This is a genomic window from Acinetobacter sp. UBA801 (assembly GCA_002296655.1).
Lineage (GTDB): Bacteria > Pseudomonadota > Gammaproteobacteria > Pseudomonadales > Moraxellaceae > Acinetobacter.
In genome coordinates, this window is the sequence record DBIN01000019.1 from 120,466 (window position 1) to 132,735 (window position 12,270).

Below are 12,270 nucleotides of genomic sequence, written 5' to 3' on the forward strand. Positions count from 1 at the left end.
TACATAGAGGTAGGAGAAGGGTATGGTCACAGTACGTGAACAACTTCCTGGACGTTTAAATGAACTGTCTGAGGAAACGACTGTAGAACATGCCGAGCAAGCCCGACAGGATTTAGCAGAATGGCTAGACCGAGTTCGTGGGATTTACGATGGGGCGGCACTTGAACAATTAGAACGCGTTGCCAGTTATACCCTGAAAAAAGAGCTGGAAACAGATGTTAGTCATCCATCGCATACCCTGTATACAGGTATTGAGATGGCAAATATCTTAGCGCACTTGCATGTTGACGAAGACACTTTGTCTGCGGCGGTGCTCTATCGTAGCGTGCGTGAAAATGTCCTAAAGTTAGATGAAGTACGTGAAAAATTTGGTGAAGCAGTTTATGGCTTGATCAAAGGCACCTTGTCGATGGGTAAGTTGTCTGAACTGATTGAGAAAAATAAGCGTTTAGAAGACCACTTTAATAATAACCAGCGTGAACATTTAACAGGCATTTATAAAATGCTGATTTCCATGACGGAAGATGTGCGCGTGGTACTGATTAAACTGGCAGAACGTACCTATTCATTACGTGAGTTGGCAACTGCTTCCAAAGAACGTCAGGAACGTGTGGCCCGAGAAATTTTAACGATTTACTCGCCATTGGCACACCGTTTAGGGATTGCCCAACTGAAATGGGAACTCGAAGATTTAGCATTCCGTTATTTGGCACCAGACCGTTATAAAGAAATTGCAACTTTACTGAATGAAAAGCGTTTAGAACGTGAAAACTACATTCAAAACGTAATTGAGCAATTGCGTACAGAGCTAGGCAATAACGGTATTCACGCCGAAATTAGTGGACGGGTGAAACACATTTATTCGATTTATCGAAAAATGAAGAGTAAAAATCTCAGCTTCGACCAACTCTATGACATTCGTGCTGTACGTGTTTTGGTGAAAACCATTCCAGAGTGCTATCACTCTTTGGGCATCGTACACCAATTGTGGCGGCATATTCCGCACCAGTTTGATGATTACATTACCAATCCAAAAGCCAATGGTTATCGCTCATTGCATACTGCAGTGATTGCAGAAAACAAGTCGCTTGAAGTGCAAATTCGTACTTTGGATATGCACCAAGAAGCCGAGCTTGGGGTATGTTCACATTTTAATTATAAAGAAGGTTCTAAAGCCACAGACCATTCTTTCAATCATCGTTTGCATTCGTTACGTTCTGTTTTGGAGCATTATCAGGAACGTAACGATGCTAGCGCACATAAAGAAGATGATGATTCTGAAAACTTTGAACAAATCCAAGAGTTTGAAGATTTTGAAAAAATTTATGTGTTCAGCCGTGATGGTGATATTAAAGAGTTACCACGTGGCTCAACAGTGCTGGACTTTGCCTATCATGTGCATACCGAAGTGGGTAACAAATGTTATGCTGCACGGGTCAATCAGCGCTATGTACCGCTCACCTACAGCTTAAAAACAGGGGAGCAAGTCGAGATTTTGACCAAAAAAGACCGTGAACCGAACCGTGATTGGTTGGTGAACTCTTTAGGTTATATTAAAACGGCACGTGCGCGTGATAAACTGCGTCATTGGTTTAGACAGCAAGACCGCAGTAAAAATCTCGAAGTTGGGCGTGAAGTACTCAACAAAGAATTGTCACGTTTGGCGATTCATCCAAAAAGTATTGATTTAAATGATTATTGCAATCACTTTAACGTCAAAACAGGTGAAGACATTCTGATTGGTCTGGTCAATAGTGATATTAGCTTGCATGCCTTAATTAATCAGGTCAATCGTCACATGCACTTAGATCAGGATGAACCTGAGCTGGTGTTGAAGCCGACTTTGAATCCACGTGCCAGCCATACCTTATCGGCACATGGTATTTTGATTGATGGTTTGGATAACGTTGAACTGCATATCGCACAATGCTGTCAGCCAGTGCATGGTGAGGCGATTGCGGGGTATATCACTCTGAATCGTGGTGTGAGTATTCATAAATTAGCGTGTTCAGACTATGTGCGCATGATTGGTAATGAGCCTGAACGTGCAGTCGAAGCTGACTGGGAAATGCAGCCCACCCGTGGTCAAAGCGTGCAGATTGTGGTGGAAGCCTACGACCGCCGCGGTTTGCTCAAAGACTTAACCCAAGTGATTTTTGCTGACCAAATTAACATTCGTCAGGTGAATACCATTTCTGAGAATGATGGAATTGCCAACATGAAACTGTTAATTGAGGTCAAAGGCTTGGCGCAACTTTCTCGTTTGTTGGCGCGTTTGGAGCAGCAACCAGGTATTATCAGTGCACGCCGTTTGGTGCAGGGTAGTTAATCAAAATCGCTTCTAAAAAAACCAGCATTGTGCTGGTTTTTTTTCTGTATGCCTTAGAGTGGCAATTTTAATTTGCTGTGAGTTGAAGCAAAAGGAATAGGAGGATCAGGGATGAGTAAAACAGATAAAAAAATTCATGTAGATGTGAGCCCTATTCATAAAATTTTTGTTCCTGCTGCAACAGATTCACGAACAGAAAAGATTCAACAGCTAAAGCAGGCGATTTATCGGTATCGGAATCAATTGTTGTCTGAGTACTTAAAACACGATATTCAAAACAGCGATATTGAGCGTAACCCACATGGCAAGCCATTTTTGATGGCATTCCCTCAATTGCAGTTTAACCATAGCCATAGCCGTCAACATTATGCATTGGCAAGCAGTTTTGAGTTGCTAGATATTGGGATAGATATTGAAGACTTAGACCGTAATGTGCGTTTTGATGGCTTGGCACAACATGCGTTTCATCCCAATGAACTCAAATACTGGCAAGATTTGGAACATGACGCCGATTATTGGTTTCGTGTCTGGACAACCAAAGAGGCGGTGTTGAAAGCATCAGGTTTAGGGATTCGTTTAAGCCTAAATGAGTTAGATACCCGTGTGCATCCGAGTGCACAGGGCGGCATTTGTCATCATCCACAGATTGGGAGTTTTGCTTATCAAAACTTTCGTTTAACAGACTATATGCTGACTGTGGCATGGCGAGCTGCGCCATCCTGCGCAGGCTTTCAGTTTCCACAAATTCATATTGTTCAGCATTAACATCGCAATATCAGATCAAATATCGTAACGTCAAGGCACAAAAAAGCCTATCCGAAGATAGGCTTGCGTGTTGTTGTCGACAGAAATGTATTAAGGAATTTCTTGCTCTTCACCCTCAAATTCAGGTTTGACTTGAACAATAAAGTCCTGACGGTTCAAACCGCGCCATAAGGCAAAGGCTGTACCAATGTAAATAGATGAATATGTTCCGACAAATACACCGACAAACATCGCAATCGAGAACCATTTCAGACCATCACCGCCCATGAGCATCATTGCGACTACAACCAGTAACAGGGTCATAGAGGTGTGAATGGTACGACGCAAAGTTTCTGTCAGTGCAATGTTCACCACTTCAAGCGGTGTTGCACCACGGATTTTACGGAAGTTTTCACGAATACGGTCAGATACAACAATGTTATCGTTGAGTGAGAAGCCAATAATTGCCAATAGCGCTGCCAATACAGTCAGGTCAAATGGCCATTGCAGCATGGCAAAAATACCCAGTGTCACAATAATATCGTGGAACAATGACAGTACCGCACCCATTGCCAGTTTGAATTCAAAGCGAATGGTGACGTAAACCAACATCAATAACATGGCTAAAGCGACAGCGCCAGCAGAACGTATGTACAGCTCATTACCGACTTGACCGCCAACCACATCTACCTTTGGCACAGCAGCAGCATTATTTGGTAACTGTACCGCAGCGGTAATCGCTTTGGTTAGGTCTTCGGCTTCTACATCTTCTTGCACAGGCATACGCACCATTAGGTCGCGGTCTGAGCCAAGTGTTTGTACCACAGGGTCATTGAAGCCTGCTTTAATTAAAGCATTAGATACGTCAGTCGCTTTAACAGGGTTACTATAGTTAAGTTCTGCCGCAATACCGCCAGTAAAGTCCAAACCTAAATTTAAACCTTTAGTGGCAATAAAGAAGATGCTGGCGACCGTAAGTAGAATAGAAAGCAATGCCGCAGGCAAAGCTATCTTCATAAACGGAATCACGCGCTCATCATCAGGGCGACCGTATTTTTTTGAAGGTAGTTGAGTATTCTCAGTCATCATTGATCTCCTTAAATGCTCAACTTTTTCAAGTTACGTTTTTTGCCATAAATGATTTGTACAATTGCACGGGTCACTGTAATTGCAGTAAACATCGAGCAGACAATACCAATCATGAGCGTCACAGCAAAGCCCTTGATAGGACCTGTACCAATCGCAAACAGAATGAATGCCACCAAGAATGTGGTTAAGTTCGAATCGAAAATAGTGTTATACGCTCGGTCATAACCTGCCACAATGGCTTGTTTTGGTGAGGCCCCCCACTTAATTTCTTCTCGTATTCGCTCACAAATCAATACGTTGGCATCCACCGCCATACCAATGGTGATTACGATACCCGCAATACCCGGTAAAGTGAGTGAAGCACCAATCCAAGACATGACGGTTAAAATCATGGCTAAGTTAAACACTAAAGCGAAGTTGGCAATCAAACCAAACAGACGGAAGAACACCACCATCCAGATTGCCACCAAAATGAAGCCAATCTGAGTCGACAATACACCTTTATCAATGTTTTCTTGACCCAAGCTTGGACCAATCACACGTTCTTCGACAAAGTACATTGGCGCTGCTAAGGCACCTGCACGAAGCATTAAGGCCAATTCAGAGGCTTCTTGTGGAGAATCTAGGCCTGTAATACGGAACTGTGAACCCAATACCGCCTGAATGGTTGCAGCATTAATGACGACAGATTCGGTGTACGGGGTACGTACTTCAGTTTGTGTACCATTTTCATCGGTCACATAGCTAATGCGTTGTTTATTTTCAATAAACAATACCGCCATACGTTTACCCACAGCGTTGCGCGTCGCATCTGCCATGAGCTTGCCGCCCGCAGCATCTAGGGTAATGTTAACTTCTGCACCGCCTGTATCTTGGCTAAAGCCACTTGATGCATTTTGAACACGCTCACCCGTTAAAATACGACTACGGTTCAATAATATTTGGCGGCCACTGTCCAAAGATTCAAAGGCAAAAGCTTCTGTGCCAGGTGGTACAGGACCTGTAAGCTGACCTGTGTACGGATCAATATATTGATCATTTAAGTCAGACACCAAGCGGAATTCGAGGTTCGCAGTACGACCGAGTACACGCTTCGCTTCAGCCGTATCTTGTACGCCTGGCAATTCCACCACAATACGGTTGCTACCTTGAGTTTGCACCAAAGCTTCGGCTACACCTAGTTCGTTAATACGGTTACGCAGTGTGGTCAAGTTTTGATTGACTGCATAAGACTGAATTTCTTGCTTGCGAACATCGGTATAGTTCAGACGTAAGCTAGAGCCTTCTGTGGTGGCTACAGCTTGCTGTGTGTATTCATTGCCGTTACGGCGCAAGAAATCCATTACCGCATCACGGTCTGCATTGTTGGCAAACTGTAGGGTGATGGTGTTGTTGTTCAGCGAAAGGCTATTAAATTTCAGCTTGTTGTCACGCAATTGACGGCGTAAATCGGCGGCTGAAGTTTCCATACGTTGGCTGATGGCCTTGTCCATATCCACTTCTAATAAGAAGTGCACACCACCACGTAAGTCCAGACCTAGCTTCATTGGTTTTGCACCAATTTTTTGTAGCCATTCTGGTGTGGTTGGCGCAAGGTTCAGCGCCACGACATAGTCATCCCCCAAACCGCGACGTAAAGCTTCTTTGGCTTTGAGTTGGGCTTCTGAGGTGTCTAAACGCAACAATGCGGCATTGTTGGTAAAGCTGTTGTCATGACTGGCAATATTTTCTGATTGTAAAATTTGCTCTGCTTTTTGTATGATGCTTTGATCAATTTGGGTACCAGCTTTGGCACCTGAAATTTGAACAGCAGGTTCATCTGGATACAAGCTAGGCAGGGCATATAATGTACTCACCACAAGAACAACAAGGATGAGCAGATATTTCCATGCTGGGTAACGCATTTATTTTCTTCTTAAAATGAAAAAGTCGTGCGTGAGCACGACTCTTTTTGATTAGAGGTTGTTTAATGTGCCTTCAGGAAGAACTGAAATGACACTCGCGCGTTGTACTTTTACTTCTACACCACGGTTCAGCTCTACCACTGCAAAATCACCTTCAATTTTAGTGATTTTACCCATAAGACCACCTGCGAATACCACTTCACTGCCTACGCCCAAGCTTTCAATCAGTGTGCGATGCTCTTTGGCACGCTTTGATTGTGGACGCCAAATCAGGAAGTAGAAAATTGCAATGAAGACTGCAATCATTAAAAGGTTAGCCACAAGGCTTGGTTGTTGTGCAGCTTCACCTGCTGCGTGAGCGGTCGAAATAAAAAGGCTCATTTCATTTTCCTAAACTAAAAACTGGCGATCAGTGATCTGATAATAAATGGGTTTGTTCTGCAATTTACCTTGTCTTTTTACTCAGCGCAAATACTGAAAAGACTAATCTTCAGGACAAGGCGGTACTTCTAAGCCACGGCGGGCATAAAAGTCCTGTACAAATTCATCGAAAGTGCCGTTATCCAAGGCATTGCGAATATCTTGGGTAAAGCGTTGGTAATAACGTAAGTTGTGAATCGTGCCTAGCATTGACCCCAACATTTCGCCACATTTTTCTAAATGGAACAAATAGGCGCGGGTAAAGTTCTTACAAGTATAGCAATCACAATGCGGATCGAGCGGACTTTGGTCATGACGATACTTACTGTTACGAATACGCACCAAGCCATCGGTGACAAAGTAATGACCATTGCGCGCATTGCGGGTTGGCATCACGCAGTCGAACATATCCACACCACGACGAATTGCTTCAACAATGTCTTCTGGCTTACCCACGCCCATTAAATAGCGGGGTTTATCTTCTGGCATTTTAGCTGGTAAATAATCCAGTACTTTGATCATTTCTTCTTTCGGTTCACCCACCGAAAGACCACCAATCGCATAACCATCAAAACCAATTTCGAGTAAGCCGTTTAAAGATTCATCACGTAAATCTTCATACATACCACCTTGAATAATTCCAAACAGCGCGTTGCTATTTTGTAGTTCATCATGGTGATGGGTTTTACAGCGTTTTGCCCAGCGTAAAGACAATTGCAACGATTTTTGTGCCTCTTCATGCGTTGCAGGATAAGGCGTACATTCGTCAAAAATCATTACGATATCAGAGTTCAAAGTTTGTTGAATTTCCATCGAGATTTCAGGCGAAAGAAAAACCTTTGAGCCATCAATAGGCGAGCGGAAGGTCACACCTTCTTCTTTAATTTTACGCATTGCACCTAAGCTAAACACCTGAAAGCCGCCAGAGTCAGTCAAAATAGGCTTATCCCATTTGATGAATTCATGTAGACCGCCGTGTTGCTGAATCACTTCCAGTCCTGGACGCAAATATAAATGGAAGGTATTGCCTAAAATAATTTGTGCCTGAATTTCTTCAATATCACGTGGCAGCATGCCTTTGACTGTGCCATACGTCCCCACAGGCATAAACACAGGGGTTTCGACCACACCATGAGCAAGCGTTAAACGACCACGACGGGCACGCCCCGACTGACCTAATTTCTCAAACTTCATATATGTTCCAAATCAAGGCGAAAAAACAGTTCGCTGATTGTTCATGCTAAAAGTGCACTATTTTCCTAGATTATGCACAGAATTGCCAGTTGAGATACGTTTTCCTTGGTAAAAATTGAGAGTGAATATTTTGCTCAAATCCATTGTGCTTACGTGGTGGAAAATTGCTGAATACGCTGGGTAATTTCTTCTTTATCGGCTTACTTTTTATTTTGAGATTTATGTTTGGAGTAATTGTTGTTTATATTTTGCTTAACTCTATGAGTTTGTCAAAGTTGAAGAAAATGTCAATAAGACAAAACAAATTGTAGTCAAAGCTCACTTAAGTTGTTAAATTGTAATTAAAATCAATTCATAGAGGTGGGCTATGAGTGAATTAAACAGTGCACTAAAAGAAGACCAATTCTATAAAACGCTTTTGGAAACCACGAATGCAATTCCGTGGCAGATTAACTGGAAAACCAAAGCTTTTAGCTACATCGGTCCACAAATTGAGTCTTTACTGGGTTGGACGCAAGACAGTTGGAAAACTGCACAAGATTGGATTGATCGGATGCATCCTGAAGATCGAGACAAGACCGTAAATATGTGTGTGAGTTTGTCTGATCAAGGTACAGACCACGAAGCTGATTATCGTGCCTTAACCGCTACAGGAGATTATGTCTGGATTCGTGATGTGGTGCATGTGATTCGTGAAAATGACGAAACTGTGGCGATTATCGGGTTTATGTTTGATATTTCTGCACGTAAACAGATGGAGTTGGAACTCGAAGCATTGAGTCGTAAAAATCTGGCTTTGAGCTTGCAAGACCCGCTGACCTTGGTTGCCAATCGAAAGGCGCTCAGCGAGTGTATAGAGAATGAATTTAAACGTGCTGTGCGTCATCAACATGCATTGTCTCTCTTGTTTATCGACATCGATCATTTCAAGCCTTATAACGACAATCATGGGCATTTACAGGGTGATCATTGTTTGATTAGTGTGGCACAGTTGCTTAAACAACATTTTGCGCGTGCATCTGACTTTGTGGCTCGCTTTGGTGGCGAAGAATTTGTGGTGCTGTTGCCCGAAACACCATTGGCAGATGCTGTACAACTTGCTGAAAACTTTAGGCAGGCAGTATATGCGCTAGAAATTCCACATACCAAGACTAGGGAAACGACCCAAGTCACGGTGAGTATTGGTGTAAATAGCTATGATCAAAATCAGCAGTATCACAATGTGGTCGATTTTCTGCATTCAGCCGATGAATTATTGTATTTGGCAAAAAATAAAGGGCGTAATCAAGTGCAGTATCTGACACAGTCACCTGTTTAGTTGAAATCTGAAAAAACAGCAAGCTTCGTGCCTGTTGTTTTATTGACATATCAAAAATAACTTAAAAATTTGGACGATAATCAAAACTTTGCGCTGCGCTGTTGTCACGAAAAGCGCGCACTGGTTTTTTGGCTGTGGTTGCAGTATTGATTATGTTGTTGGGAAAGACCTGAATATAATTATTAAATAGCTCGACATTGCGGTTATAAATGGTAATTGCAGCACCGACATTTTCATTCTGCTCATCAATTTCATGCATCATTTTTAAATACAGTTGATCGGCTTTAAGCTCAGGATAATTTTCGACCACCACATTCAAGCTGCGCATCAATTCTTTGCTTAATGCTTCAACACGTTGTAATTGATTAACATCGGCATTGTTGATGTTTAGGTTCATAATATTTTGGCGCAGTTCAGTCACTTTTTCTAAAGTGCTTTTTTCCATGCCTGCATATTGTTCGACTACTGGCGCAAGTTCTTCGAGTGTTTTTAATTTCTGTCGTTCAAAACTGGTTACATCTGCCCAAGCGCGGATAGTAGCGTTGTGGTGGCGTACGATATTGTTACGAATCATGATGCCTAGAATCACTAATACGATAACAACCAAAAGAAAAATTGCGATACCCATGCTTTGCCCCAAGATGATTTTCTTAGTCTAGAAAATCGACCAGATCTGTCTGTAATTGTTCTAAATAAGGTAATTTAAAAGTGCGTAAGTGTCCACGCAATGCGGAAATATCTTGAATATTTTTTGCTTTACTGGAAATTTCAAACAGGTTGCGATTGCCTAAAAAGCACAGCGTGTTCCGCTCAGGGTGAAATAATAAATCACCTTGTTGATGCTGAAAAAAATCATCTAGTTTTAACACCATTGCAGGGCTGAGCGTACGCGCCAGTTGAATTGCATCACTACCAAAAAAATTGAGTTTTTGATTTAGGCGAATATCACTGGTATGCCACGGAACATGATAAGGCGCACCAAAGGTTTTATTGTTTGAGGTAACGGCTAAACCTTGTAGCTGCACATCAAAGACAAATACGCCGGATAAATAGCGCACGACTTCACGCACTTTATAGTCATTGCCATTTTGATCTTTAATGCGGGTTTCGCTGACATAACGATATTCAAAGACCAAAACCTGATGCTCCTTGCCTTGTTGATCCTGCCAAACAGTACTGGCGTAACGGCGAATTTCATTAGACAGATTCCCTAAATTAAATAAAGGGAACAGACTTTTTAAATGGGCAATCAAATAAACGGGTTGTAAAGTTCGGGCAAGATGCTGTGGCGGTTGCTGCCACGCCAGTTGATAGCGCTGCGCAATACTTTCCTGTTCTAAAAAAGTGATAACTTCTTCAATGGGGTCGTCTTGCTCATAGGTAATAAATGCCCAAAAAATACAGACTACGCCAATCAGTAAACAAAATTGCAGCCAAATATTGCTTGGTTGAATCAAGAGCATTAAACAGAACAACACACCCATAATACCAAGCAAGACAGGTAAAACATTTTCAAACTTGAGGGTGATGTCATCTTGCCAAGGGTGTAAACCATCTAAAATTTCTTGATGGCTTTGCGCTTTTTTTCCAATATCCCATAACCGCGCGATATTACGAAATACCCGCTGATTCTTCTTGCGTCGAATATGAATGGAGTGTTGCACGGTATCGAGCGGCATGGCGATTGTTTTAACAGGTTGAAAATTAAGTTTGAGCTTGATCAATCAGCATGGCATCGCCATAACTAAAGAAACGATAGCGTTCAGCCACAGCATGTTGATACGCCCGCATGACATTTTCACGGCTCGAAAGCGCAGACACCAACATTAATAAGGTCGATTCAGGCAAGTGAAAATTGGTGATCAAACGATCCACCACTTTAAACTGATAACCTGGGTAAATAAAGATTTGCGTATCACCCGACCACGCCGCAAGTTCGCCTGCATGAGCTTGTACCGCACTTTCCACGGCACGTGTGGCAGTTGTACCCACTGAAATAACTTTGTTGCCTCGTGCTTTGGTTTCACGAATCAGCGCTACGGCAGCCTCAGAAACTTCACACCATTCACTGTGCATAATGTGATTGGCAATATCTTCGGTACGTACAGGTAAAAATGTACCTGCACCCACATGCAAGGTCACAAAGGTTTTTTGAATGCCTTTATCTGCTAACTGTTGCAGCAAGGCTTCATCAAAGTGCAAGCTGGCAGTGGGTGCGGCAACACTAGCGAGTTTTGTCGGGTCATTAAACACTGTTTGATAACGTTCGGTATCAATCGCTTCTGCTTCACGGTTAAAGTAGGGTGGAATTGGCAACTGACCGTAGACATCCAATACGTCTAAAATAGGCTGTGAAAATTCGACAATAAATAAGTTTTCATGACGACCTTGTACGGTCACTTTTACAGCATCAGGCCCAATAAACAGTTCAGCACCAGCTTTTGGTGAGTTGCTGGCTTTAATATGACAATGGGCAATAAATTGATCTTGTAGACGTTCAACCAAGACTTCTACCGCACCCCCTGTGGCACGTTTACCTTTAAGACGTGCTTTCATGACTTTGGTATCGTTAAGTACCAGTAAATCGCCCGCTTCGAGTAAATTCAGTAAGTCGGTAAATTGATGGTCGTGATATTGACCTTGAGCATCAAGATGCAGCAGGCGAGAAGCGCTACGACTGGCTAGCGGGTAGCGTGCAATGAGTTCATCGGGGAGATTAAAGTTAAAGTCAGAAAGCTGCATGATAAAAAAAAGTTAGAACACTGGGAAAACTGCGCCTAGTATATGCTTTTTTAGGTTTTATGGATGAAATTGGTCGATTATAAATCAAAAAAATGACAGCTGATTTAATTTTAAACAATTGCAAAAAACTTGCGTTGACAAGCTGTCAAAAAAGTTTATTATACCCATCAACACCTACCCGAGGTGGTGAAATTGGTAGACGCGGCGGACTCAAAATCCGCTGTCAGAGATGACGTGTCGGTTCGAGTCCGACCCTCGGGACCATATAAAAGAAAAGCCCTCAAGCATATTAAGACTTGGGGGCTTTTTTTATTGTCTGAACTTTATCCAATGATTTGAATATCTTAAAGTTTTTATAAGAAGGTTGTTGCTTACTTTAATTTGATTTTCTTGGTTCATGAATAAAAATAGGCATACAGAATAAGAAATAAGGATATATTTGAGGATATCGCTAACTTATCCCGTCTTTATCAATTTTCTGACAACAAAAAACCAGTGTGAAAGCACTGGTTTTTTGTAGAACAGGCACT

Annotated in this window: 10 protein-coding genes and 1 tRNA gene; 4 read left to right on the forward strand and 7 right to left on the reverse strand. The window is 42.3% G+C overall.

Annotation, left to right across the window (positions count from 1 at the left end; all coding sequences use genetic code 11):
• Positions 1 to 22 precede the first annotated feature (22 nt).
• Positions 23 to 2,329 carry a RelA/SpoT family protein gene (locus tag B2W49_RS03505; RefSeq protein WP_291334367.1) on the forward strand — a complete coding sequence of 769 codons (2,307 nt, stop codon included), beginning with the start codon at positions 23 to 25 and terminating at the stop codon, positions 2,327 to 2,329.
• Positions 2,330 to 2,440: 111 nt separating this feature from the next.
• Positions 2,441 to 3,094, forward strand: coding sequence for a 4'-phosphopantetheinyl transferase family protein (locus B2W49_RS03510; protein WP_291334368.1), 654 nt, complete (start codon positions 2,441 to 2,443; stop codon positions 3,092 to 3,094).
• Positions 3,095 to 3,184: 90 nt separating this feature from the next.
• On the opposite strand, the gene secF is transcribed toward B2W49_RS03510, so the two are convergent.
• The 4 genes from secF to tgt all read right to left on the reverse strand — a co-directional run bounded on the left by secF (position 3,185) and on the right by tgt (position 7,680).
• Complete coding sequence (gene secF, locus B2W49_RS03515) at positions 3,185 to 4,162, reverse strand: protein translocase subunit SecF (protein ID WP_291334369.1); 978 nt, start codon at positions 4,160 to 4,162, stop codon at positions 3,185 to 3,187.
• A gap of 8 nt (positions 4,163 to 4,170) precedes the next feature.
• Positions 4,171 to 6,066: a protein translocase subunit SecD gene (gene secD, locus B2W49_RS03520; RefSeq protein ID WP_291334370.1), complete on the reverse strand. Its 1,896-nt coding sequence runs from the start codon at positions 6,064 to 6,066 to the stop codon at positions 4,171 to 4,173.
• 51 nt (positions 6,067 to 6,117) lie between these two features.
• Positions 6,118 to 6,447: a preprotein translocase subunit YajC gene (yajC, locus tag B2W49_RS03525; protein ID WP_004974939.1), complete on the reverse strand. Its 330-nt coding sequence runs from the start codon at positions 6,445 to 6,447 to the stop codon at positions 6,118 to 6,120.
• 102 nt (positions 6,448 to 6,549) lie between these two features.
• Positions 6,550 to 7,680 carry a tRNA guanosine(34) transglycosylase Tgt gene (gene tgt / locus B2W49_RS03530; protein WP_291334371.1) on the reverse strand — a complete coding sequence of 377 codons (1,131 nt, stop codon included), beginning with the start codon at positions 7,678 to 7,680 and terminating at the stop codon, positions 6,550 to 6,552.
• A gap of 367 nt (positions 7,681 to 8,047) precedes the next feature.
• Here tgt and B2W49_RS03535 point away from each other — a divergent pair, with 367 nt between their 5' ends.
• A complete protein-coding gene (locus tag B2W49_RS03535) occupies positions 8,048 to 8,998 on the forward strand; it encodes a sensor domain-containing diguanylate cyclase (protein WP_291334372.1) in 951 nt (316 codons plus the stop codon).
• Between the two features lie 61 nt (positions 8,999 to 9,059).
• Here the strand turns inward: B2W49_RS03535 and B2W49_RS03540 are convergent, their stop codons facing one another.
• From B2W49_RS03540 to queA, 3 genes are read right to left on the reverse strand one after another with little or no spacing between them, the layout of a single operon-like run.
• Positions 9,060 to 9,626: a LemA family protein gene (locus B2W49_RS03540; RefSeq protein ID WP_163170398.1), complete on the reverse strand. Its 567-nt coding sequence runs from the start codon at positions 9,624 to 9,626 to the stop codon at positions 9,060 to 9,062.
• Positions 9,627 to 9,648: 22 nt separating this feature from the next.
• Complete coding sequence (locus B2W49_RS03545; protein WP_291334373.1) at positions 9,649 to 10,677, reverse strand: hypothetical protein; 1,029 nt, start codon at positions 10,675 to 10,677, stop codon at positions 9,649 to 9,651.
• 25 nt (positions 10,678 to 10,702) lie between these two features.
• Positions 10,703 to 11,740, reverse strand: coding sequence for a tRNA preQ1(34) S-adenosylmethionine ribosyltransferase-isomerase QueA (gene queA, locus B2W49_RS03550; protein WP_291334374.1), 1,038 nt, complete (start codon positions 11,738 to 11,740; stop codon positions 10,703 to 10,705).
• A 177-nt stretch (positions 11,741 to 11,917) separates the two neighbouring features.
• Between queA and B2W49_RS03555 the strand changes: the two genes are divergently transcribed.
• Positions 11,918 to 12,004, forward strand: a tRNA-Leu gene (locus tag B2W49_RS03555).
• Positions 12,005 to 12,270 lie beyond the last annotated feature (266 nt).

Excerpts from the sequence above, each read along its gene's own strand:
- B2W49_RS03505 (WP_291334367.1), top strand. The coding sequence starts at position 23 with ATGGTCACAGTACGTGAACAACTTCCTGGACGTTTAAATGAACTGTCT.
- B2W49_RS03510 (WP_291334368.1), top strand. The coding sequence starts at position 2,441 with ATGAGTAAAACAGATAAAAAAATTCATGTAGATGTGAGCCCTATTCAT.
- secF (WP_291334369.1), bottom strand. The coding sequence starts at position 4,162 with ATGATGACTGAGAATACTCAACTACCTTCAAAAAAATACGGTCGCCCT.
- secD (WP_291334370.1), bottom strand. The coding sequence starts at position 6,066 with ATGCGTTACCCAGCATGGAAATATCTGCTCATCCTTGTTGTTCTTGTG.
- yajC (WP_004974939.1), bottom strand. The coding sequence starts at position 6,447 with ATGAGCCTTTTTATTTCGACCGCTCACGCAGCAGGTGAAGCTGCACAA.
- tgt (WP_291334371.1), bottom strand. The coding sequence starts at position 7,680 with ATGAAGTTTGAGAAATTAGGTCAGTCGGGGCGTGCCCGTCGTGGTCGT.
- B2W49_RS03535 (WP_291334372.1), top strand. The coding sequence starts at position 8,048 with ATGAGTGAATTAAACAGTGCACTAAAAGAAGACCAATTCTATAAAACG.
- B2W49_RS03540 (WP_163170398.1), bottom strand. The coding sequence starts at position 9,626 with ATGGGTATCGCAATTTTTCTTTTGGTTGTTATCGTATTAGTGATTCTA.
- B2W49_RS03545 (WP_291334373.1), bottom strand. The coding sequence starts at position 10,677 with ATGCCGCTCGATACCGTGCAACACTCCATTCATATTCGACGCAAGAAG.
- queA (WP_291334374.1), bottom strand. The coding sequence starts at position 11,740 with ATGCAGCTTTCTGACTTTAACTTTAATCTCCCCGATGAACTCATTGCA.